We start from the raw sequence: 22,653 nt of genomic DNA, 5'->3' as shown, positions 1-22,653 counted from the left end.
CGCCAGCTGAGCCTGCGTGACCGCTCTACGTGTCGCCATCGTCAACTCCATCCCCGAGTCTGACCCACGCGGGCATCTTCAGATGAGTCAACGACTCCAGCTACGCGGGCATCTTCGATGAGTCAACTCGCCGGTTTGCGGGCCGTGAGCGCGATCGTGTACTGTTCCTACTCGTGCCCGGCTCGCCGGTAGCACAGGGGTATGGGGTAATTGGCAGCCCGCCGGATTCTGGTTCCGTCAGTCTAGGTTCGAGTCCTAGTACCCCTGCGGAAGGTGTTAAGCTTTCCACTCGCTAGGGCCCCGTTGTGTAGCGGCCTAGCACGCCGCCCTCTCAAGGCGGTAGCGCGGGTTCGAATCCCGTCGGGGCTACAAACAGAAGGTCCCCCAGTCGATATCGGCTGGGGGACCTTCGCTGTTGTCGGCCGGTCGGCCGGTCAGCGCGACATCACTCGGGCGCCCCGCTGCGGCGCAGCACCTCGCTCAGCCGCTCGGCAGCCGCGAGCACCGCCGGAGCGTGCAGCCGGCCGGGGGAGCGCGTCAACCGCTCGATGGGCCCGGACACGGACACCGCCGCGATGAGCTTGCCCGACGGCGCCAGCACCGGCGCCGACACCGACGCCACGCCCGCCTCCCGCTCCGCGACCGACTGCGCCCAACCGCGACGCCGCACGCTCTGCAGTGTCGACATCGTGAACGACGCGTGCTCCAGCAGCTTCTCAAGCTTCTCCGGCTCCTCCCATGCGAGGAGCACCTGCGCCGCCGACCCGGCCGTCATCGACAGCTGCGCGCCGACGGGGACGGTGTCGCGCAGGCCCGTGGGGCGCTCGACGGAGGCCACGCAGATGCGGATGTCGCCCTGGCGGCGGAACATCTGCACCGACTCGCCCGTGATGTCGCGCAGGCGCGTCAGGATGGGGCCGGCCGTCGCCAGGAGCGGATCCTCGCCGGCCGACTCGGCCAGCTCGATGAGCCGCGGTCCGAGCACGAACCGGCCCTGCAGGTCGCGCCCGACCAGCCGGTGATGCTCGAGGGCCACCGCCAGGCGGTGAGCGGTGGGGCGGGCGAGGCCGGTGGCCGAGACCAGCCCCGCGAGGGTCAGGGGATTGCGCTCCAGGGCGGCCAGCACGGCGGCCGCTTTGTCGAGTACGCCGACGCCACTTGTATCGTCCATATCGTGAGATTAACAATCCACATTGTGGACATGCAAACTGGATCCGCGCGTGTCCTCGGACATACTTGACGCAGCTTTTGAAGGCATCGTTTGTCGAGAAGAGGACCCATGGGCAAGACCCTGAGCGAGAAGGTATGGGACGCGCACGTCGTCCGCACGGCCGAGGGAGAGCCTGATCTGCTCTACATCGACCTGCATCTGGTCCACGAGGTGACCAGCCCGCAGGCGTTCGAGGGGCTGCGGCTCGCGGGCCGCCCCGTCCGCCGGCCGGACCTGACCCTGGCCACCGAGGACCACAACACCCCCACCCTCGACATCCTCAAGCCCATCGCCGAGCCCACCTCGCGCAAGCAGGTTGAGACGCTGCGGCAGAACGCCAAGGACTTCGGGGTCCGCATCCACTCGCTGGGTGACCGCGACCAGGGCGTCGTGCACATCATCGGCCCCCAGCTGGGCGTCACCCAGCCGGGCATGACGATCGTCTGCGGCGACTCGCACACCTCCACCCACGGCGCGTTCGGCGCGCTGGCCTTCGGCATCGGCACCTCCGAGGTGGAGCACGTGCTGGCCACCCAGACGCTGCCGCAGAAGAAGCCCAAGACCATGGCGGTCAACATCAACGGCGAGCTGCCCGACGGCGTCACCGCCAAGGACGTCGTGCTGGCGCTGATCGCGAAGGTCGGCACCGGCGGCGGCCAGGGCTACATCGTCGAGTACCGCGGCTCCACCGTCGAGGCGCTCTCGATGGAGGGCCGCATGACGATCTGCAACATGTCCATCGAGTGGGGCGCCAAGGCGGGCATGATGGCCCCCGACGAGACGACCTTCGCCTACCTCAAGGGCCGGCCGCACGCGCCGGAGGGCGAGGAGTGGGACGCCGCCGTCGAGTACTGGAAGACGCTGCGCACCGACGACGACGCGACGTTCGACGTCGAGGTCGACATCGACGCCACTCAGCTCACCCCCTTCGTCACCTGGGGCACCAACCCGGGCCACGGCGTGCCGCTGGGCGCCGTCGTCCCGAACCCGGAGGACTTCGAGTCCGACGTCGAGCAGGCCACGGCCCGCCGCGCGCTGGAGTACATGGACCTGACGCCGGGCACCCCGATGCGCGACATCAAGGTCGACACCGTCTTCCTGGGCTCCTGCACCAACGGCCGCATCGAGGACCTGCGCCTGGCCGCGTCGGTGCTCAAGGGCCGCCGCATCGCCGACGGCGTGCGCATGCTGGTCGTGCCGGGCTCGGCCCGGGTGCGGCTCCAGGCGGAGTCCGAGGGCCTGGACAAGGTGTTCCTGGACTTCGGCGCCGAGTGGCGCGCCGCCGGCTGCTCGATGTGCCTCGGCATGAACCCCGACCAGCTGCAGCCGGGTGAGCGGGCGGCGTCGACGTCGAACCGCAACTTCGAAGGCCGCCAGGGCAAGGGCGGCCGCACGCACCTGGTGTCGCCGCCGGTCGCCGCCGCCACCGCCATCACCGGCCACCTGTCCGCCCCCGCCGACCTCTCAGCCTGAGGAGACCCGCATCATGGAGAAGTTTTCCCGTCACGTCGGCGTGCCCGTGCCGCTGCGCCGCAGCAACGTCGACACCGACCAGATCATCCCCGCCGTCTACCTCAAGCGGATCACCCGCACCGGCTTCGAGGACGGCCTGTTCGCCGCCTGGCGCAACGACCCCGAGTTCGTGCTGAACCAGGACGCGTTCCGCAACGGTTCCATCCTGGTGCCGGGCCCGGACTTCGGCACCGGCTCGTCGCGTGAGCACGCCGTGTGGGCGCTGCAGAACTACGGCTTCAAGGCGATCATCGGGGCCCGCTTCGGCGACATCTTCCGCAACAACGCCGGCAAGGCCGGCCTCGTCGTCGGTGTCGTCTCCGAGGAGACGGTGGACCAGATCTGGGACTACATCGACGCGAACCCGGGCCAGGAGATCGAGGTCGACCTCGTCGAGCGCCGGGTCGTCCTCGGCGACGGCACGCAGATCCCGTTCGAGATCGACGACTTCACTCGCCACCGCCTGCTGGAGGGCCTCGACGACATCTCGATGACGCTGCAGCACGAGGGCGACATCGCGGCCTACGAGGCCACCCGGCCGTCGTTCAAGCCGAAGACGCTGCCGGCCAGGACGGCCGACACCGTCGCCTGACGAGTCACCCACAACGCGCGGCGCGGGCATCAGCGAGACTGGTGCCCGCGCCGCGTCGCTGTCGGCGGTCCCTACACTTCGACTGTGACCCTCCCGGATGACGTGCCGACCGCCCTCGCGAGCGCGACAGAGCCCCGCCGGTTCGACCGCTTCAGCCTGGGCATGTACGGCGCGTTCCTGCTCTGGGGATGGCTGCTCTACGCGTTCGGACCGGTGATCCAGATCCTGGGCCGCGAGGTGGGATTCACCGCAGCCCAGATCGGGCTGCACGGCACGGCCATGGCCGCGGGCACGGCCCTGGCGGGTGGGGCGCTGGCCGCCGTCGTCGGGGTGCTCGGGCGGCGTGGGGCGCTGGTGCTGGGCGCCGCGCTCGTGGCGGTGGGCGCGGCGGGGTTGGCGCTGCTGTCGTCGCTGCCGGGGACGCTGACCGCGACGGTGGTGCTGGCCGTCGGCGGGAACATGGCCATCGCGGCGGCGCAGACCGGGCTCGTGGTGCATCACTCGCCGCGCCCGGCGGACGCCGTGACCACCGCGAACGGCCTGGGCACCCTGGTGGGGCTGCTGGGGCCGGTGGCGATCGGCGCGAGTGTCGCGGCGGGCTTCGGTTGGCGGCCGGTGGTGCTGTCGACCGTCCCGCTCGGTGTCGCCGCGATCGTGATCTGGCTGCGGATGCCGGCGTCGCGCGGCATGACTCCCCGGGGTCCGCGGACGGCGGCGGCCGGGCCCGGCCCCGCGGAGGCAGGACCGGCGGGTGGGGGAGTGCTGCGGCGCGCCATGCGGCAGCTGCCGCCGTCGGGCTGGTGGTTCCTGCTGGCGGCGCTGCTCGGCGTGGCCATCGAGAGCGCCACGACGTTCTGGGCGCTCACCCTCATCACGGAGCGCACGTCGGCGGGCACGGCCGTCGCGGCGGCCGCGACGGCGGCCTTCGTCGGCGGGATGGCGACGTCGCGGCTGGTTTCCTGGTGGTTCACGGCGAGGTGGGCGCCGGCCAGGCTGGTGGTCGCGGCCTTCGGGGTCAACGCGCTCGGCTGGCTCGTGTTGTGGCTGGCGACCGCCCCGACGGTCGCGGTGCTGGGGCTCGCCGTCGCCGGGATGGGCTGCGGCCTGCTGTATCCGTTCGCGGCCAGCCTGATGCTCTCCACGGCGAGCGGGTCGAAGGACTCGGCGCAGGGGCTGATCATGGTGTCCCTCGGTGTCGCGGTGGCGGTGGTGCCGTTCGTGCTGGGCGTGCTGGCGGACGCCGTCGGGGTGCACCTGGCGTTCACGCTCATCCCCGCGTTGGCGGCGGTGGGCGCGGTCGCGGCCGCACTCGGCGCGGCGACCCACCGGCCGTCCGCCCCCGGGGCGTGACGAGGCGGCTCAGCGCTTCGGGCTCCTGATCGCCAGCATGAACAGCGACGAGAAGCGTGGAGCTTCCGGAGGCCGACCTGGATCTGGCGGAGGTGGCCCGCTTCGTGCCTCCCGAGGCGTCCCTCTGAGCCGGTGCGCCCCCGCCGGCGCGGTGTCGAGGCATGTCAAGCGACACTCCGGACAGGGTAAGAAAATCTCAGGAGATTCTTCTGTTCCGCCTCTTGTGCCGGTGCCGCGGGAGGCGTCTAATGGTGGGTACGCAGAAGCCAACGAAGCAGATCCGCTGGGAGATGTAGAGATGGACGAAGCGGTCGAGTGGTTTCCAGATGTATTGCCGACGATCATCGCCGACACCCGCCGAGACGGACGGGTAGGTCTCAGAGCCATTCGAGTCCGGGAGCCGTCCTCCCCCGAACACATTGCGGAGGCCGGGCATTGAATCAATCAATGCTCGGCCTTCGTTCGTGTCCGCAGGCGTTCGGTCCCGGGCGGGCTCCCCGCTTCGACCAGCTAGGCGATCGCGACGGCGCCGGCGAGCCCGATCGAGCCGATGAGGAGCGTGGCAGTCGCGCCGAGCAGGAGCGGACGTCGCCCCACGGTCGCCAACGCGCGCAGGTCCACCCCCAGCCCGAGGGCGAACATCGCCGCGGCCAGCAGGAGCTGCTGGACCTGGCCCAGGACCGTGAGCGCGGACTCCGGCACGAGCCCGACGGTCCGTGCGGCCATGGCCGCCAGAAACCCCACGACGAAGAGCGGGACGACGGGCGGCAGCCGCAGGTCGCGGGCACCGGCGCCCGGCAGGGTGCGCAGCCGGCGCCGCTCCCGGCCCGCGAGGACCCCCATGACCGGCGCCAGCAGCGCCACCCGGGCGAGCTTGACCGTCACCGCCACGCCGAGGGACTCCGCCCCCACGAGGCCCGCGGCCGCGACCACCTGCGCCACCTCGTGCGTGGAGGCGCCGATCCACAGCCCGGCTGCCGTCGGAGTCAACTCCAGGACCGCGGCGAGCAGCGGCAGCGCGACGATCATCCCCGTCCCGAAGACCACCACCAGGGCGACGGCGGTGGCCACCTCCTCCTTGTCGGAGTCGGTCACGCCCTCCGCGGCCGCGACCGCAGCCGCCCCGCAGATCGAGAAGCCCGCGGCCACCAACAGCGACTGCTCGGCGCCAAGCCCGAGGCGTCGCCCCAGCCAGGCGGTGGCGGCGAAGGTGACGCCCACCGCCGTCGCGACGAGCACCAGTGTCGCGGGGCCGAGCCCGGCCACGGTCAGCAGCGACACCTGCAGCCCCAGCAGCACGATCCCCACCCGCAGGAGCTGCCGCCCGGCCACGCCCACCCCCGAGGCCCAGGACGCCGTCGTGCCCCGGGCCGTCCGCCACGCGATCCCGGCGAGGATCGCCACCAGCAGCGGACTGGCGAGCGGGACGACCCTGCTCACCGCGACGGATGCGACGGCGGCCGCCAGACAGGCGGCGAGGCCAGGGATGGCGGCGCGGAAGCTGGTCACGCACCTACCGTGCGCCCGATCGCCGCGCGGCCGGTAACCCGATCAGCGCAGCAGGTCATATGATCGCGATATGACCATCTTTCCCGATGAGCCCGGCCTCCCGGCGCTGCGCCTGCTGGTCGCCGTCGCCGAGCACGGATCGCTGGGCGCGGCGGCGCGGGAGATCGGCATGGCGCAGTCCAACGCCAGCCGCGCCCTGGCCGGGCTGGAGCGGCGGCTGGGCTTCGCCGTCGTGCGGCGCAGCGCGGCCGGCTCCGACGTCACCCCCGAGGGCGCGCTGGTGGTGGGCTGGGCGCGGGAGGTGGTCGAAGCCATGGACCGGCTCATGGCGGGCGCCGGCGCGGTGACGGCCACCGCCGGGGGAGCGGTGACGGTGGCGGCGAGCATGACGATCGCCGAGTACCTCGCGCCCGTGTGGCTCGCCGCGCTGCGGCGCGCACACCCCGACGCCGCCGTCTCACTCGAGATCCTCAACTCCGACGCGGTGATCGAGGCAGTCCGTCACGCGCGGGTGACGGTCGGCTTCGTCGAGTCGCCGGATGTGCCCGACGACGTGTCGAGCCGGCTGGTGGGCCGCGACCGGCTGATGGTGATCATCCCGCCGGAGCACCCGTGGGCCGAGCGTCGCGGGGCGGTGACGGTCTCGGAGTTGGCCGCCATTCCGCTGGTCGAGCGGGAGCCCGGCTCGGGGACCCGTCGCTTCCTGGACCGGGCGGCCGCGTCCGCGGGGGTGTCGGCGCGCGCCACCCCTGTGGCGCAGTTGTCGAGCAACGCCGCCATCGTGGCTGCGGTTGCCGCTGGGCTCGGCCCCGCCGTGTTGAGCAACCACGCCGTCCGCGGCGCGCTCATGGACGGCCGGGTGCTCGCGGTCCCCGTCGAGGGTGGGCAGATCGAGCGGGAGCTGCGCGCGGTGTGGATGGGCCAGGACCCGCGCGGCGTCGCCGGGCGCCTGGTCGACGTGGCCGCGTCAACGCAGACCTCCACCGGTCCCTGAGGAGGGCCGTCCCCCCGGTCCCTGAGGAGGGCCGTCCGCGCAGCGGCGTTGTCCGTGTTGCCGTTCCCTGAGGAGGGCCGCCCGCGCAGCGGCGCGGCTCGTTTCCCGTTCCCTGAGGAGGGCCGCCCGCGCAGCGGCGCGGCTCGTTTCCCGTTCCCTGAGGAGGGCCGCCCGCGCAGCGGCGCGGCCCGTCTCGAAGGGTCGTGACCGGCACCTTCGAGTGCGACCGCGTGTCAGGCTGGGTTACGACCCTTCGAGACGCCCACGCGCCTTCGGCGGTGGGGCCCTCAGGGAGCGGGGGGACGCCGCCCACGCGCCTTCGGCGGCGGGCCCTCAGGGAGCGGTAACCGACGCCCGACAACCTGGGCGGCGCGGCCCGTCCATCGCTCCCTGAGGACGGCCGTCCGCGGAGCGGCGTGGTCCGTTTCCCGCTCCCTGAGGAGGGCCGTCCGCGGAGCGGCGCGGCCCGTCTCGAAGGGTCGTGGCCTACTCCTTCGAGCGAGGGGTCACCACCATCCTGTCAGGCGCGGTACTCGTCGTCGGTGACATGCTCCAGCCCTAGATTTTGTTTAGTTCATTTTCCTGTTCGTCGAGTGAACAAAGTCAGGAGGCGATGGCCCGAGGTCGCCCGTCGCGGGCCACTGTCTATGCCCGGCTCACGGTCTCGCCCTGGTCGTCGGCCTCGTGGATGGCGACGTGCGCCATGAACCGGTCAGCGGTGGCGCCGTGCCAGTGCTCCTCGTTCGGCTGCCGACAACTACTCTCGTCGCATGAGACCACTGGCACCAGGGGAGCCCGCTTCATGAGCCACACAGCGGAGGTGTCTCGCCGCCGGCGACCCGTCGTCGTTGCGGTCGTCGGCACCGTCGTGGTGGTCGCGTACGCGCTGCTCGCGGCCGTCCAGATCCTGGTGCTCAACCCGCTGGCGGCGGTGCCCGGTGCCGAGCTCTCCCAGATCTACGCCGACGTCTCCGCGGCGGGGGAGTCCATGGGCGCGCCGCTGGTCCTGGCCGGCCTGGCGGTTGGTCCCGTCGTCGCGGTCGGCCTGCTGTTGCGCACACGGAGGCGGCCCGACGGTGAGGCTCGGATTGTCGCGGTGCAGTACCTGGCGCTTGTGGCGCTGGGGGCGTTCGGCTACTTCTGGGCCAGCTTCGGACCCGGCATGGCGCTAGCCGACACGTATGGGATCAGTGGCGGAGACCACGCCACGGACTCTCTCGGACGACCGGTGTCATGCGACCACAGAATGCGCCTGCAGAGACGCGTTGAACCCGTCCATGACCCCCAGACAGGCACGTGGATCGCCTCGTGCTGCGCTACCCGTAGTGGTAGCGGCAGGCGGCGATCCGGACCTCGTCGCCGGCGATCTTGTAGACGAGGCGGTGCTCGTCGGTGATTCGTCTGGACCGGTAGCCAGCGAAATCGTGCTTGAGCGCCTCCGGTTTACCGATGCCTTCGTTGCCGTTGCGTTGGATGTCAGCAAGGAGCGCATTGATCCGCTTGAGGAGCTTCCGGTCCTGCTCCTGCCACCAGAGGTAGTCGTCCCAGGCGTTCTCATCCCAGACGAGCAGCACGTCAGTCGGTCTCGATCAGATCGTGGGCCTCACCGCGCCCGGCTTCGAGCCGCTCCATGGCGTCCAGCAGCCGGCGGGCGTTCGCGGGGGAACGCATGAGGTAGGCGGTCTCGCGCAACGACTCGTAGTCGTCGAGCGACACGATCACCACGGGGTCGTGCCCGGCGCGGGTGATGACCACCTCTTCGCGGTCGTTGACGACCGAGTCGAGTACCTCTGCGTATCGTGCTCGGGATTCTGTGTAGCTCATTGTCTTCATGGCAGCCTCCTGTACAGAAAAATGTACGTCCCTCCCGGAGGTCAGGCAACCAGTGCCAGGTCAGTGGCTCGTCGACGAGCGGCGAAGGTCGTACGTGGACAGCGGCTCGGGTCCCGCCACCACCCGGCGGGTCACCTGCAGGATCGCATCCTCGTTGGGGTCCACACGCCACCGGACGAGTGCGATGGAGCCGTTCTCGATCTCCAGCGCCGTGATGTGCGACGGGTAGACGCAGCTGCCGGAGTTGAAGTAGGGCATCTGGCCCGGGCGCGGGAACTTCTCGCGATGGGTGTGGCCGCAGATCAGCGCGATGCCGCTCTGGCGGATCCACTTCACGTAGTTGCGCTCCACCTTGTGTCGCTTGTCGGTGTTGGCCACGGGGCTCGTGGGGCTGTGGAACCCGAACGCGTGGGCATACCTCCAGAACGCGCGCATCATGAACCGGCTGAACCGCCAGACCTGGTCGTTGGGGAAGTCGCCCTGGTGGCCGTGCACGAGCAGGACATCCTGCCCGGTGTCCCGGTGCCGGAACACGACCGCCTCCACGGGCTCCAAGCCGTCGAAGAACGGCTCGATCTCGCCGCTCTCCGCGTTCTTGGCCGTCCACAGAAATCGGCGGACGTAGCTGGGCTCTCTCAGGTCGAGGTCGTGGTTGCCCCACATCCGGATCATCCTGCCCGAGTGGTGGAACCGGAGCAGGTGCTCCCACACGGCGCGGTTGGCTCGGATGATGTGCTTGAAGTCGTGCTCCCAGAGTTCGTCGCCGTCGCCGGCCTCCACGTAGGTGAAGTTGTTCTTCCAGTAGTAGTCGAGTGCGGCGGTGAACGAGTTCTTGTTCTTAAGGAACTCGTCGGATTTGGAGCCGTCCCCGCGGTGGCAGTCGCTCATGATGACGTAGCGGGAGGTGTCGTCGATGAGCTCGACGCGGGCATCTCGGTAGGCCTCTGTCAGCCGTGTCATCGTCTTCACAGCAATCACCGCCATGCACAGTCGTGTGTCTTCCGAGCATAGGTCGGTGTCGCCAGGGGCGTCCGCTAATCGCCTGACACGACGACATCCCGCGGGGCGGCGGTTCGGTCCGCTCGCCCCGGACGGCAGAGCTCTGGGCCGCGCGGTCTGACCGGCGACGCCCGCCTGGTACTAGGGGCAAGGGGATGGTTTCGTCCCCCCGCCCAACTAGAAGCTGAAGGTGGTGGCGCCCTCGCCGATCCATTCCCACAGCTGCACCGTTCCTGCCACTTCTGCGTTGGGCAGCAGCGTGCCGGCGTCGATGGCCTTGGCTTTTACGCACACATCGCACGCGATGTAGCGACCGCCAGCTGCGGCGTAGCGGTCCATGAGATCGGTCAGCGGAGGGCAGCCGTCGCAGGCGGTGGCTCGGGCGAACCCTGACACCGCCAGCCGGACCGCTTCCTTGGTGAGGAACATCAGGGTCTCCCGGCCGGCTTCTGCGGCTCCGACGGCGACGAGGAATGCCACAGTGACCTTCTCGGCGTCCTCCAGCCCCGTGGTCAGGGAGATGGCTGCCTTGTTCATGAGCGCCTCCTTTGGCGACGTGTCCCGGGAAAAAAGTACGATCGTTCGTGCTAACTTGTCAAGGGTGAACCCAGAGTCGTCCCCCCCGCCGGTCCGTGCACTCCGCGCTGACGGGCGTCGCACCAGAGCCGCAATCCTGCAGACCGCAGCGCGGCTGGCATCGGTCGAGGGGATCGACGGCCTCACCATCGGCGGCTTGGCCGCTGAGCTGCACATGAGCAAGAGCGGGTTGTATGCGCACTTCGGCTCCAAGGTGGAGCTCCAGCTCGCCACCGTGGCGGAGGCCGCAAGAATCTTCGACGACGTGGTGGTGACCCCGGCGATGTCCGCGCCCTCCGCGCACGAGAAGCTCCTGGCGCTCTGCGATCGGTACCTCCAGCATCTGCGCGATCGGGTCTTCCCGGGCGGCTGCTTCTTCGCCAGCGCCGCCCTTGAGATGGGGAGCCGGCCCGGGCCAGTGCGAAAGGCGATTGCCGATTTCCAGCGGCGCCTCACCGGACTCTTCGCCGAGCTCGTCATCGCCGCCCAGGGCGAGGGCCACCTCCGGGGCGAGGACCCCAGGGCGCTGGCCTTCGAAATCAACGGGCAGTTCCTCGCCGCCAGCGCGGGCTTCGTGCTGACGGGCGACGCCGGGGTCCTCGACCTCGCCGAGCACGTGCTGTTTCGCCGGCTGGGCCATGGTGTGGCGCCCCAAGCCTGACTCATCGGCTGACCGGACGCGTCCAGACGACCCGGTCATTGCAGGGTCAGGGTCCCTCGGGAGCTGGGCGGCGTCGATGTGAAGTCACCTTGAGCGCACCGTCGGTGGTGGTCTCCGCCAAGGGTGGTGCGACGGAGCCGTGTCTGTTCACGGTTGACGGCAAGCCCTGCACTTCCGAGTAGGGCCGACGTACTGAGGAGGGGCACCAGAGGATGTCTGGTGCCCCTCCTTCGTGGTCTCAGGTGGCGGTCATTGTCGCGGCATGCGCCCGTTCCTCGCGTGGCTGCCTTGCTGGGCAGCCCGCGAGGAACGAACGGCGGCTAGAGGCGAGCCAGGGGGATCAGAAGATTCGGTTCACAATCTCCGCTGGTGCGTCTAGCAGGCGCTCGATCTCATCGTCGAGCTTCACCAGGGTGATCGATGCGCCGGCCATCTCCAGGGAGGTGCAGTACTCGCCGACGTAGTTGCGGGCAATGGTCAGGCCCTTGGCCTGGAGCTTCTCCGCGGCGATGCCGTAGAGCAGGTACAGCTCGCTGATCGGGGTGCCGCCCAGGCCGTTGACCATCAACGCGACGCGGTCGCCGGACTCGTAGGGCAGGTCGGGCACGATTGCATCCAGCATCTCCTCGACGATCTCATCGGCAGAGACGAGCTTCGCGCGACGACGGCCCGGCTCGCCGTGGATGCCGACACCGAGTTCCATCTCGTCGTCTCCGAGCTGGAACAGCGGCTCACCCTTGGCCGGCGGGGTGCACGCGGTGAGCGCGACGCCCATCGTGCGTGTCACGGCGTTGACCTTCTCACCGATCGCCTTCACCTCGGCCAGGCTCGCGCCCTCCTCGGCCAGCGCACCGCACGCCTTCATGACGAAGAAGTTGCCGGCCACGCCGCGCCGTCCGACGGTGTAGAGCGAGTCCTGCACGGCGACGTCGTCGTCGATGAACAAGGTGTCGCAGGTCACGCCGTCGGCCTCGGCCATTTCCTGTGCCATCTCGAAGGCCATCCGGTCACCGGTGTAGTTGTTGACCAACAGCAGGACGCCCTTGTCAGAGGCGAGGAGCTTGGCGGTCTCGTAGACGTAGTCGGCCGGTGGGGCCGAGAACACGTCACCGGGGCACGCGGCGTCGAGCATTCCCTTGCCCACCACCATCACGTGCGCGGGCTCGTGGCCGGAGCCGGAGCCCTGGACGATGCTGACCTTATTGTTGGTGGGCGCGTCAGCGCGCATGATCAGGTTGTACTCAGGTACGTACTTGATCGTGTCCGGGTTGGCGAGCGCGATTCCCTTGAGCATCTCGGGAACGAACTGCTTCGGATCGTTGACGAACTTCTTCATTGTCTCCCCTTTGCTGGTGGCTGCTGGTGGTGGTGTGGTTCTGAGTCAGTCGGTGGGCCAGGTGTCGGCGAGCCGCTCGGCGAGGACGGCGATAGCCATCGCCCCCGCGTCCACGGATCCGATGCTGCGTTCTCCGGTGTAGCTGGCGCGGCCGCGGCGGGCCTGCAGTTGCGCGGTGGCTTCGGCCTCGCGTCGTGCGGTGTCGGCGAACGCACGCATCGCCGCGGCGGCCGTGGCCCCCTTCTCGATCTCGGCCTCCAACGTGTCGATGGCGGGGGACAGGGCGTCGAGGAGGGTCTTCTCTCCTAGCTCAGCGTGGCCTCTGGCCTTGATCCCTTCGACGGCGGCGCGCAGCCCGCGCACCACGTCGGCGGCGGTGAACTCGTCGGAGCCTTTCAGGGCGCTTCCCATCCGGAGGAAGGCAGTGCCCCAGATCGGTCCGGAGGTGCCCCCGACACGCGCCGAGAATGCCATCGCGACCTTGGTGATGAGCACTCCGGGGTCGGTCCGGTCGAACTCGTCCCACTTCTCCAGGACGATCTCGAATCCGCGGGCGAGTGAGTAGCCGAAGTCGCCGTCGCCGACGACCGCGTCCAGTTCACCGAAATACTTCTCGTTCTCACAGATGGCTTCCGCGAGGGTGTGGACGACGCGCTCGACGTCGGCGATGGTGCCCGGCATTGCTACTCCTTCTCGGTGGTGGGGATGAGGCGGACGATGTCGGAGAGCTCGACGATGCGCCCCCCGAGATCGCCCGCCGAGTTGGTGGCGGGGACCGGGTTACCCGGATCCCCAAGGTGCTCCACCACGCGGACCGCTCCGGTGAAGTCGTCGCTGTGGGTGTAGGTGCTGATGGTGACCAGCGTGGTGAGGCCGGCGGCGAGTGCCGACGCGCAGCCGATGCCGCTGTCCTCGACCACCAGGCAGTCGGCCGGGTCCAACGCCAGGTCATTGAGGACCTTCAGGTAGATGTCCGGCGCCGGCTTCTTGTGAGCGACGATGTCGCCGGCGAAGACGTGACACTTCGCAGCTGCCTCCGCGCCGACGGCGTGCTCCAGCACGGCACGCACCGACGGCTCAGCGGAGGTGGAGGCGACGGCGACAGTCCAGCCCTCGGCGAGCGCTTCCGTGATGATGCGGTGGATCCCCGGCCGGGCGGGCAGCTCACCCGCGCGGGCCCGTTCCTGGAAGAGGGCCGACTTGCGCTTGTGGAGCTGACCGATCAGCTCAGCGCGGGCCTCCTCGCCGGCGCGGCCGTGTTCCGCGGCGAACTCGGGGGTGATCTCGCTGGCCATGCGTTCCTTCCCGCCGCCGATCTCGAGGAGTTCGCCGTAGCGCTCCTGGGACCAGGTGATCGGGAGGCCGAACTCCCGGAAGGTCTGGTTGAACGCGGGCAGGTGTCCGTCGCGCTCGGTGTCGGCGAGCACGCCGTCGCAGTCGAAGATGAGGGCGGTCATCGCTCAGGCCTTCCCGGCGCTTCCGAAGATGGTGGCCATGTCGATGGCGAGCTTGCGCATGGCGTCGGCCTGCACGTCGAAGAGCTTGACGGGTTCCCACTTGTCCTTGCTCTCGCACTCCTTCAGGTACTCCAGGCCGGACTTCATGAACGCGTGCTTGAGAGCGGTGGAGATGTTCACCTTCGCGCACCCGCGCGCGATCATCTCCCGGAACTGATCGTCAGAGAGCCCGCTGCCGCCGTGCAGCGCGATCGGCACCGGGTGGGCTTCGACGATGGCGCTGACGCGTTCGAAGTCCAGGACCGGGGCTGTCTTGTAGGCGCCGTGCGCATTCCCCAGCGCGGGCGCGAACACGTCCACTCCCGTCGCCTCGAGGTAGCGCAGCTGCACGTCTAGGGTCTGCCGTTCGCTGGGGGCATCACTGCCGAGCCCGTCCTCGACGCCCATGATGGCTTCGATCTCGCCTTCGACGGCGGCCCCGTGACGCCGCGCCTCGGCCACCACCTCGATTGTCTGGCGCTGGTTCTCCTCCACCGGCAACTCGTGCGCGTCGAACAGCACCGCGTCCCACCCCGTCTCCAGGCACTCGGTGATCACTGCGCGGTCCGGGCAGTGGTCGAGGTGCAGCGCCACAGGGATGTCGATGTTCCTCGTGAGCGACTCCCAGATCGCGAACAGCACCGGCGCGCCGACCTGTTTGACCGTCTTGACCGACGTCTGCACGATCAGCGGGGAACGCGCTTCCACCGCACCGGCCAGCACGCTGGCCATGCTCAGCTCGTTGAACACGTTGATGGCGGGCACGCCGTAGCGCTCCTTGAAGGCCGGCGCAAGGATCTCGGGCAGAGAAGTGGTGGGCATCGTTGCTCCTGGGTAGAACAGGCGGTCCTCTCACCCTAGGCAGCGGCGCGGCTAGGCGATATGGGGAGTTCCCCCACCCCTGTATGGGGGGCCTGGTGGGGTCAGGCCTGCACCAGGAGCTCGGTGCGGCTGTGCACGCCGTTCTTGCGCAGCACCGAACCGACGTGTTTCTCCACGGTCTTCACCGAGATCTGCAGCCGAGTGGCGATCTGCTTGTCCGCGAGCCCTTCGCGCAGCAACTCCAACACCTCGTGTTCCCGCGCGGTCAGGCGGTTGGGCCTCGCCGGCGTGGGCCGCTGGTCCAGTTGCTCGAGGATGCCGCTGAACACCAGCACGTCGCCCTGAGCGGCGGCCACGACGGCCCTGCCGAGCGCGGTGCCGTCCGCGTCGCGGGGCACTATGCACTTCACCCCGTCGGCGCTGAACTCGCGCATTGCCTGGTCTCCGTCGTCGTCGAGCAGCACCACCACCGGAAGTTCGGGGTCCACCTGGCGCAGCTCCGTGATCAGCCCCGCGCCGTCGGTGCGGCAGACACGGCTCCCGGCCAGCACGACGTCGGGCGCCAGCAACCTCACCGCATCGGCCGCGGCGCGGGGCTCGGCGATCTCCGCCACCACTTGGACACCGGGCTCGCCGAGGTCGAGAAGCCGCACGACGCCGGCCCGGAGCGCCGGCTGGTCATGGACCACCACCACCCGCAGCCTGGCGGCATCGGCCACCTCGGGGGCGGCGCGGTAGGGCAGGTCCGCCCGGACGCGGGTGCCCCAGCCGGGCGTCGAGTCAAGGTGCACGCGCCCGCCCATCTGGGTGGCGCGGGAGACCAGCCCGGACAGGCCCATGCCGGTGCCGCTGCGGTCATGGGGATCGAACCCTCGGCCGTCGTCCTCGACGATGACGGCCACTCCCTCGCTCAGGTAGACCAGCCCGAGCCGGACGGTGCGAGCATCGGCGTGCTGGGCGACGTTGGTGAGGCTCTCCTTGACGATCCGCACCAGCTGAGTGGCCACCTCGGGGCGCAGTGGCTGCGGGTCGCCGAAGGTGCGGAACGACGTCGCCACCCCGGCGATGGCCTCGGTCCACTCCAGTTCCAGCGCCAACGCCTCCTCGACCGAGCGGCCGTCGAACGAATCTGGCAGTCCCCAGACCGCGCGCCGACCGTCGCGCAGCACCCACTCCACCTCTCGCCGCACCGCCTTCAGGGCGGCGCCCACCGGTTGCTCCGCGAGGGCCAGCTCTTCCGCGTGGGCCAACTCCAGCAGCACCGTGGCGAGCCCGCGCCCGAGGGCGTCGTGGACGTCGAGCATCGAGCGCTCCCGCTCGGCCCACACCGCGGCCGCCTTCGCGCGGTCCGCCGCCTCGGCGTGTAGGCGGGCATTGGCCATGGCGATGGCCGCGTGGGTGGCGAAGCGTTGCAGGAGTTGGGCGTCGGCTTCGCCGAAGCAGTGCTCATCGTCTGGGGCGAAGACGACGAGGGAGCCGAGCAGGTCCGATCTGAGGCGGATGGGGACGCCGATCACCGACCTGTTGTACAGCGGGCTGTCGGCGGACACGTGGCCACCGGGTACGTCGGCGTAGTGGCGGAAGGTGACCGGCCGTCCCGCGCGAGCGACGGCGCCCGTCACTCCCTCGTCGAGCGGGAACACCCGCCCTGCTTGGCATCCCGCCTGCATGTCGATCTGCTTGCGGTAGGTGTGGGTGTGCGGCTCCACGAGGCAGAGGGAGCCGCTCTCACATCCCAACAGCGTGACCGAACTGCGCAGGATGAGTTCCAGCAGTGGCTCCAGCCGGAACTCGCCAGCCAGGTCGTTGGCGACGCGGCTGAGGGTGTCCAGCGACGCCAGGTCACGCTGCTCCGGGTGCCTCATTGCGCTCCTGGTGATCAGGGGATCGTGTCAGTCTACGCGGGTCCGCTGCACGTAGGGGCGTTCGCCGACGGCTGGTGGACCATGGTGCCGCTCGCTCGTCATGACGGCCGGTCCTCAATCGTGGAGGAGTCAGACCGCTTCAGTGATCCCGCAAGGCGGGCGATCTCCTGACCCGCTCTACTTGTGCGGACCCCGAGGCCGATAGGCTCCATCCCACGATGAGTAGCACGAACACCTTCGCACCCGGCAACGTCGTCGTGGTGCGCGACGAGGACTGGCTGGTCACGTCAGTCGACGAGTCGTCCGACGGACCTGTCCTCAACGCCCAGGGCCTCTCGGACCTGGTCCGCGGCCAGGACGCCGTCTTCTACCCCTCGCTGGACCGGATCAAGCTCAACGACCCCCGCGACACTCAAGTCCGCGCCGACGACTCACCCAAGTACCGGCGCTCCCGCCTCTGGGTGGAGTCCACGCTCCGCAAGACCGCCGTCCCCCTGAGCGACGACTCGCTCACCGTCTCGCCCCGCATGCTCGCCCGCCAGCTCGGCTACCAGCACAAGGCCGTCGCCAAGGCCCTCGACCCCGCGACGCTGCGGCCCCGCATCCTGCTGGCCGACGCCGTCGGCCTCGGCAAGACGCTCGAGATCGGCATGATCCTCTCTGAGCTCATCCGCCGCGGTCGCGGCGAGCGGATCCTGGTGGTCACCCCGCGGCACGTGCTGGAGCAGATGCAGCACGAGATGTGGAGCCGTTTCGCCATCCCGTTCGTGCGCCTCGACTCCCAGGGCGTGGCCCGCGTCAAGCAGAAGCTGCCCGCCAACCGCAACCCGTTTTCCTACTTCCGCCGCGTCATCATCTCCATCGACACGCTGAAGCAGGAGCGCTTCGTCCATGACCTGCGCCGCCACCACTGGGACGCCGTCGTCATCGACGAGTCGCACAACGTCACCAGAATCGCGACGCAGGCGAGAGCGGCATGACCCCGCATCTCACCGACTACCAGGCCAAGTACTTCGCCTATGAGTTGCAGCGCAGCTACGCGAACGACCACGTTGGCAAGCTAGCCGGTCTCCTGTTCGACGCCCAGGTGGAGCCTAAGCCGCATCAGATCGATGCTGCCCTGTTCGCACTGCAGACACCCTTCCTGCCGGGCGTGATCCTCGCTGACGAGGTAGGCCTCGGAAAGACTATCGAGGCGGGCATAGTCATCACGCAGTACTGGGCGGAGCGACGTCGCAGCATCCTGATTGTCGCCCCGTCGAGCCTGCGCCAGCAGTGGCAGCAGGAGCTGTACGAAAAGTTCCTCATCCCGTCCGCCATCCTCGATCCGAAATCGAAGGACTCGCTGCTTGCTACAGCAGGCGGACGCTCGGCGCAGGTGTTGATCTGCTCGTATGAGTTCGCGCTCCGGCACGAGACGTCGCTGCTCAAGGCGTGGGATCTCGTGGTCGCGGACGAGGCGCACCGGCTACGGAACTACTGGACGGGGAAGACCAAGGCCGCGGAGGCGGTGGCGCACATCGTGGCGGGCACGCATAAGTCCGTACTACTGACGGCGACGCCGCTGCAGAACAAGCTCGAGGAGCTGTATGGGCTGGTGTCGATCTTCGACCCGGACTATTTCTATTCCCTTGATGCGTTCCGGGAGCGGTACGTCAAGAACCGAGACCTGGGCGGTGACGACCTGGTGGAGCGTGTCGCGACAGTCTCGAAGCGCACCTTGCGGCGTGACGCGGACAAGTACATCCACTTCACCAAGCGCCTGCCGCTGACCGTTGAGTTCACCCCGTCGCCGGACGAGGCGCGGCTCTACGACCTGGTGAATGACTACCTGCAGCGCGACGAGCTGTTCGCCTTCGCCGGGAGCCAGCGCCACCTCTCTGCCCTGATCATCCGCAAGCGTCTCGGCTCGTCGACCTACGCGGTCGCGAGCACGTTGGAGAACATCGCGAATCGTCTGGCCGATGAGGTTGCCGCTGGGCAGCGCCGCGACGGCCGCGGCGGTCTGGTGGCGGCGGACTTCGCTGTCGACGACGAGATCACCAGCGAGGAGCTGGAGGAGGCCGACGAGATCGACGGCACGGATACCGGTGCCCGTGCGTCGTCGTTGCCACTGGACGAGCCGTTGCTGGAGGCGATGCGCGCCGAGGTTGCGGAGCTGCGCGAGTATGCGGCGCTGGCCCGTTCGATCACCGAGAACCAGAAGGCGGTCAAGCTCGGAGAGGCGCTCGACCTCGGCTTCGAGCGGCTCCGTGAGCTGGGCGCTCCCGAGAAGGCCATCATCTTCACGGACTCGACGAAGACGCAGGAGTACATCGCGCGCTCACTGCGGGAGGCCGGTCGTGGCGCGGGCCTCGTCCTGTTCAACGGCTCGAACAACGGGCCGGAGCAGACCGCGATCTACCAGGCGTGGCTGGAGAAGAACAGAGACGGCGACCTGATCACCGGCATCGCCGCCGTGGATCGGCGCAAGGCGCTTGTGGACTACTTCCGCATTGAGGGCACGATCATGATCGCGACCGAGGCGGCTGCCGAGGGCATCAACCTGCAGTTCTGCTCGATGCTCGTCAACTATGACCTGCCCTGGAACCCGCAGCGCGTCGAGCAGCGCATCGGACGTGTGCATCGCTTCGGGCAGAAGCACAACGTCGTGGTCGTGAACTTCTCGAATAAAGGCAACATCGCCGAGCAGCGCATCCTGGAGTTGCTGACGAACAAGTTCCAACTGTTCTCCAGCGTCTTTGGCGCCAGCGACGAGGTGCTCGGCGCGATCGAGGACGGGCTGGACTTCGAGAAGACGATCAGCGACATCCTCACCCGCTGCAGAACCGCTGACGAACTGGACTCCGCGTTCAAGGAGCTGGAGGCGCAGTACGCGGGCGAGATCTCGCGCGAGATGGCCAGCGCCAAGGCGAAGGTCTTCGACAATCTCGACCCCCACGTCCAGGATCGCCTCAAGGCCTACGACACGCAGTCCGGCGAGGTGCTCAACAAGTTCGAGCGCTTGCTGCTCGCGGTAACCCGGCACGAACTCGACCAGCACGCCACCTTCGAGGGCGACGGGCGCACCTTCGTGCTGAACCGGACCCCGGTGAAGGACGCGCCGACCGGGCGCTACTTCTTCAAGTCCCAGCCGCTGGAGAACGCCCACCAGTACCGTTACGCGAGCCCGCTGGCCCAGCACGTCGTTGAGACCGCCAAGACCCACGACACCCCGGCACGCGAGCTGACGTTCTCTCTCGGCCAGTCGGAGCGTGTGAGCAGCGCGATTCGTGCGCTGGAGGGCACCAGCGGCGAACTCACCGTCAGCGTTGCGACCTTCCGTATGAGGGCGCGCGACGAGGATGTCTCCGAGTCCTACATGCTCGCCGGCGCCCTGACCGATGACGGCCAGTGGCTCGACGAGGAATACGTCGCAGACATCCTCGAGCTCGCCTGCATCGAAATTGGCGAGACGCGGGACGCGATCGACGCGGCACGCTTCACGCCGCACCTGGACACTCGACGGGCGGAGCTGGAGAAGGAAGTCCAGGGCCGCAACTCCCGCTACTACGACCAGCAGGAGGAACTGCTCTACCGCAATCAGCAGGATCGCAAGGCCGAGCACGAAGGCAAGATCCGCGAGTACCGAGCCAAGGAAAAGGAAGCCCGCAAGCTCGCCCGGCAGGCCGACGACCCGATGGAGCAGCTACGACTCAAGAAAGAGGCCCGCAAGTGGGAGCAGCGTGCCGAGGAGGCCGACGAGGACTTCCGGGACGCGCGCAAGAAGCTCCGCGCCGAGGCCGACAAGTACCTCGAACTGATTGAACAGTCGCTCCAGGGCACCCAGGAGACCGAGCACCTGTTCACGATCCGATGGCGGATCGCCACATAGACCACCGGGCATTCACAAACCCGACGCAAATTGTTAAAATCATGAAAGAGAATCACCCGAATGACTGACGAGATCTACGAAACACCATCCACCACACCGAACTTCCAGACCGAGCTGGCAGCGCAGCTTGCCGATCTGATTCCCGAGGCTATCGCCGACGGCAAGGTGGATGTCGAGAAACTCAAGGAACTGCTCGACGGCGACGTAGCCGATAGCACCGAGCGTTTCGGACTGTTCTGGCCCGGCAAGAAGCGCGCCCTGCGAGCAGCGCAGGAACCGACAACGGCGACGCTGAAGCCGGACTTCGAGAACTCGAAGGACTGGGACACGACGAAGAACATCTTCATCGAGGGTGACAACCTCGAGGTGCTCAAGATCCTGCAGAAGCACTACCACGCCAAGATCAAGATGATCTACATCGATCCGCCGTACAACACCGGCAAAGACTTCGTCTATCCGGACAACTACAAGGAAGGCCTCGACACCTACCTCGAGTGGACGCGCCAGGTCAACGAGGAGGGCAAGAAGCTCTCGACCAACGCCGACACCGAGGGGCGCTACCACTCCAACTGGCTCAACATGATGTACCCGCGGCTCAAGCTCGCGCGGAACTTGTTGACCCAGGACGGCATTATTTTCGTTTCGATCGACGACAACGAACAAGACAACCTGCGAAAGCTCTGCAACGAAGTGTTTGGTGAGAGCAACTTCATTGCCTCCTTTATGTGGAAGCGAAAGAAGGAGATCTCGAGCGACACGAAGAACGTCGCTGTCCAAGGAGAGTACATCCTTGCGTACGGCAGAAGCTCAGATGCGCTCGTGAACCCTGAGCCAATCTCTGAAGAGTATGTGAAGTCCGCGTACAAGGAACCTACCGCTGAATTTCCTGAAGGTCGGTGGCGACCTGTGCCGATCACGGTGTCGAAGGGGCTCAAAGGCGGGGGCTATGAGTACGATATCCATACGCCTGGCGGCACCGTGCATCGTCGGCTTTTTGCGTACCCCAAGAAGAGTTATGAGGAGCTCGTCGCGCGCGGGCGCGTCTACTTTGGAAAGAATGGGGATGGCGTGCCTCAGCGAGTCATTTATGCGCACGAGAGCAGAGGGCAGCCAACGACAAACTATTGGGCGGATGTTGCAACGAATAAGGAGGGGAAGAAGGAGATAATTGACCTATTCGGCGATAATGTTTTTGACACGCCAAAGCCGACGGCATTGGTGCAGAAGATGCTCTCACTTGCGGTGGGCCCGGAGGACATTATCCTCGACTTCTTCGCAGGATCGGGAACAACTGCTCATGCCGTGATGCTCGCAAACGCTGCGGACGCTGGTCATCGGAGCTTCATCTCAGTCCAACTCCCTGAGCCCACGCCTGAAGGGTCTGTGGCCCGTCGAGAGGGTTACGCGACGGTTGCTGATATCGCGCGGGACCGTATTCTGCGTGTTGGTCAAACGATGTCGGGAGACAGCGGATTCCGCTCGTACCGGCTCGCTGACACCAACTTTTCGAAGTGGAAGCTCTCGAGTGACGTCGACCGGACCGAGCTCGAGCAGCACCTGTTTGACCTGCGCGAGTCGAGCAGCTCAGACGACGCTTCGGCAGACGATCTCCTCGCGGAGATTCTGCTCAGGCAGGGCTACTCCCTGACGGAGCGGATCGCTTCGGTTGACGTGGCCGGCCTTGACCTTCGCTCGGTGGGTGATGGCATCGTGCTCGCCTACCTGAACGAGCACGTCAAGCCGACGCTCGAGCAGTTGCGTGCCGTGGTCGACGAGGACCCTGCCCGTCTGATCGTCCTAGAGGACGCGTTCCAGGGTGACGATCAGTTGAAGACCAACCTGGCTCAGCTCTGTAAGAGCAAGGGCATCGAGCTCTGGACGGCGTGATGAGCAGCGGGTTCAAGTTTGACGCGAGCCAGCCCTACCAGCTCGACGCGATCAAGTCTGTCGTCGATCTGTTCGACGGCCAGCCGAAGGACGCCGAGAAGCTGGAGACGACGCTGCGCGGCCAGGTGGCCGCGTTC

Annotated in this window: 19 protein-coding genes, 2 tRNA genes and 1 pseudogene; 10 read left to right on the top strand and 12 right to left on the bottom strand. The window is 68.0% G+C overall.

Annotation, left to right across the window (positions count from 1 at the left end; all coding sequences use genetic code 11):
* Positions 1-195: 195 nt before the first annotated feature.
* Both ACFQPD_RS07620 and ACFQPD_RS07615 read left to right on the top strand, forming a co-directional pair.
* Positions 196-267 (top strand) — tRNA-Gln (locus ACFQPD_RS07620).
* A gap of 29 nt (positions 268-296) precedes the next feature.
* Positions 297-369 (top strand) — tRNA-Glu (locus ACFQPD_RS07615).
* A 76-nt stretch (positions 370-445) separates the two neighbouring features.
* On the opposite strand, the gene ACFQPD_RS07610 is transcribed toward ACFQPD_RS07615, so the two are convergent.
* Positions 446-1,171, bottom strand: coding sequence for an IclR family transcriptional regulator (locus ACFQPD_RS07610; protein ID WP_068750238.1), 726 nt, complete (start codon positions 1,169-1,171; stop codon positions 446-448).
* Between the two features lie 108 nt (positions 1,172-1,279).
* Between ACFQPD_RS07610 and leuC the strand changes: the two genes are divergently transcribed.
* The 3 genes from leuC (at position 1,280) to ACFQPD_RS07595 (ending at position 4,664) form a co-directional block, all read left to right on the top strand.
* On the top strand, positions 1,280-2,683 hold the full coding sequence (gene leuC / locus ACFQPD_RS07605; protein WP_385899854.1) for a 3-isopropylmalate dehydratase large subunit: 1,404 nt from the start codon (positions 1,280-1,282) through the stop codon (positions 2,681-2,683).
* A gap of 13 nt (positions 2,684-2,696) precedes the next feature.
* Positions 2,697-3,314 (top strand): 3-isopropylmalate dehydratase small subunit, encoded by a 618-nt coding sequence (leuD, locus tag ACFQPD_RS07600; RefSeq protein WP_385899853.1) that lies wholly within the window; start codon positions 2,697-2,699, stop codon positions 3,312-3,314.
* 84 nt (positions 3,315-3,398) lie between these two features.
* A complete protein-coding gene (locus tag ACFQPD_RS07595) occupies positions 3,399-4,664 on the top strand; it encodes an MFS transporter (protein ID WP_385899852.1) in 1,266 nt (421 codons plus the stop codon).
* A 510-nt stretch (positions 4,665-5,174) separates the two neighbouring features.
* Here the strand turns inward: ACFQPD_RS07595 and ACFQPD_RS07590 are convergent.
* Positions 5,175-6,173: a YeiH family protein gene (locus ACFQPD_RS07590; protein WP_385899850.1), complete on the bottom strand. Its 999-nt coding sequence runs from the start codon at positions 6,171-6,173 to the stop codon at positions 5,175-5,177.
* Positions 6,174-6,243: 70 nt separating this feature from the next.
* Here ACFQPD_RS07590 and ACFQPD_RS07585 point away from each other — a divergent pair, with 70 nt between their 5' ends.
* Positions 6,244-7,167 carry a LysR family transcriptional regulator gene (locus tag ACFQPD_RS07585; RefSeq protein ID WP_385899849.1) on the top strand — a complete coding sequence of 308 codons (924 nt, stop codon included), beginning with the start codon at positions 6,244-6,246 and terminating at the stop codon, positions 7,165-7,167.
* Positions 7,168-7,812: 645 nt separating this feature from the next.
* Here the strand turns inward: ACFQPD_RS07585 and ACFQPD_RS07580 are convergent.
* The 5 genes from ACFQPD_RS07580 to ACFQPD_RS07560 form a co-directional block, all read right to left on the bottom strand.
* Entirely contained in the window at positions 7,813-7,947 is a 135-nt protein-coding gene (locus ACFQPD_RS07580; protein ID WP_385899848.1) for a hypothetical protein, read from the bottom strand.
* A 536-nt stretch (positions 7,948-8,483) separates the two neighbouring features.
* Complete coding sequence (locus ACFQPD_RS07575; RefSeq protein ID WP_385899847.1) at positions 8,484-8,741, bottom strand: Txe/YoeB family addiction module toxin; 258 nt, start codon at positions 8,739-8,741, stop codon at positions 8,484-8,486.
* 1 nt (position 8,742) lies between these two features.
* Positions 8,743-9,000 carry a type II toxin-antitoxin system Phd/YefM family antitoxin gene (locus tag ACFQPD_RS07570; protein WP_182784931.1) on the bottom strand — a complete coding sequence of 86 codons (258 nt, stop codon included), beginning with the start codon at positions 8,998-9,000 and terminating at the stop codon, positions 8,743-8,745.
* A 60-nt stretch (positions 9,001-9,060) separates the two neighbouring features.
* Complete coding sequence (locus ACFQPD_RS07565) at positions 9,061-9,960, bottom strand: hypothetical protein (RefSeq protein ID WP_385899846.1); 900 nt, start codon at positions 9,958-9,960, stop codon at positions 9,061-9,063.
* Positions 9,961-10,176: 216 nt separating this feature from the next.
* Positions 10,177-10,536: a DsrE family protein gene (locus ACFQPD_RS07560; RefSeq protein WP_385899844.1), complete on the bottom strand. Its 360-nt coding sequence runs from the start codon at positions 10,534-10,536 to the stop codon at positions 10,177-10,179.
* Here ACFQPD_RS07560 and ACFQPD_RS07555 point away from each other — a divergent pair.
* Positions 10,520-11,236, top strand: coding sequence for a TetR/AcrR family transcriptional regulator (locus tag ACFQPD_RS07555; RefSeq protein ID WP_385899842.1), 717 nt, complete (start codon positions 10,520-10,522; stop codon positions 11,234-11,236). The two genes, ACFQPD_RS07560 and ACFQPD_RS07555, sit on opposite strands and share 17 nt — an antisense overlap.
* Before the next feature lie 340 nt (positions 11,237-11,576).
* On the opposite strand, the gene dhaK is transcribed toward ACFQPD_RS07555, so the two are convergent.
* The 5 genes from dhaK to ACFQPD_RS07530 all read right to left on the bottom strand — a co-directional run bounded on the left by dhaK (position 11,577) and on the right by ACFQPD_RS07530 (position 16,755).
* Positions 11,577-12,572 carry a dihydroxyacetone kinase subunit DhaK gene (dhaK, locus tag ACFQPD_RS07550; RefSeq protein WP_385899841.1) on the bottom strand — a complete coding sequence of 332 codons (996 nt, stop codon included), beginning with the start codon at positions 12,570-12,572 and terminating at the stop codon, positions 11,577-11,579.
* 45 nt (positions 12,573-12,617) lie between these two features.
* Positions 12,618-13,253 carry a dihydroxyacetone kinase subunit DhaL gene (dhaL, locus tag ACFQPD_RS07545; protein ID WP_385899839.1) on the bottom strand — a complete coding sequence of 212 codons (636 nt, stop codon included), beginning with the start codon at positions 13,251-13,253 and terminating at the stop codon, positions 12,618-12,620.
* Positions 13,254-13,255: 2 nt separating this feature from the next.
* On the bottom strand, positions 13,256-14,029 hold the full coding sequence (locus ACFQPD_RS07540; protein WP_385899838.1) for an HAD-IA family hydrolase: 774 nt from the start codon (positions 14,027-14,029) through the stop codon (positions 13,256-13,258).
* A 3-nt stretch (positions 14,030-14,032) separates the two neighbouring features.
* Positions 14,033-14,890, bottom strand: a complete 858-nt coding sequence (locus ACFQPD_RS07535; protein ID WP_385899837.1) for a class II fructose-bisphosphate aldolase — start codon at positions 14,888-14,890, stop codon at positions 14,033-14,035.
* A 101-nt stretch (positions 14,891-14,991) separates the two neighbouring features.
* The gene (locus ACFQPD_RS07530; RefSeq protein WP_385899836.1) at positions 14,992-16,755 is read right to left on the bottom strand and encodes a LuxR C-terminal-related transcriptional regulator; all 1,764 of its coding nucleotides are present in this window, start codon (positions 16,753-16,755) and stop codon (positions 14,992-14,994) included.
* A gap of 218 nt (positions 16,756-16,973) precedes the next feature.
* Here ACFQPD_RS07530 and ACFQPD_RS07525 point away from each other — a divergent pair.
* The 3 genes and pseudogenes from ACFQPD_RS07525 to ACFQPD_RS07515 all read left to right on the top strand — a co-directional run.
* Positions 16,974-17,720: pseudogene (locus ACFQPD_RS07525) on the top strand (SNF2-related protein); the annotation flags it as partial.
* 11 nt (positions 17,721-17,731) lie between these two features.
* Positions 17,732-20,629, top strand: coding sequence for an SNF2-related protein (locus ACFQPD_RS07520; protein ID WP_385899834.1), 2,898 nt, complete (start codon positions 17,732-17,734; stop codon positions 20,627-20,629).
* Between the two features lie 60 nt (positions 20,630-20,689).
* Positions 20,690-22,516 carry a site-specific DNA-methyltransferase gene (locus ACFQPD_RS07515; protein ID WP_385899832.1) on the top strand — a complete coding sequence of 609 codons (1,827 nt, stop codon included), beginning with the start codon at positions 20,690-20,692 and terminating at the stop codon, positions 22,514-22,516.
* Positions 22,517-22,653 lie beyond the last annotated feature (137 nt).

Origin of the sequence: Tessaracoccus sp. O5.2, assembly GCF_964266725.1 — a bacterium.
GTDB lineage: Bacteria > Actinomycetota > Actinomycetes > Propionibacteriales > Propionibacteriaceae > Arachnia > Arachnia lapidicapta.
Note: the sequence above shows the minus strand (reverse complement) of the source record. Positions and strands in the feature narration are given on the sequence as shown.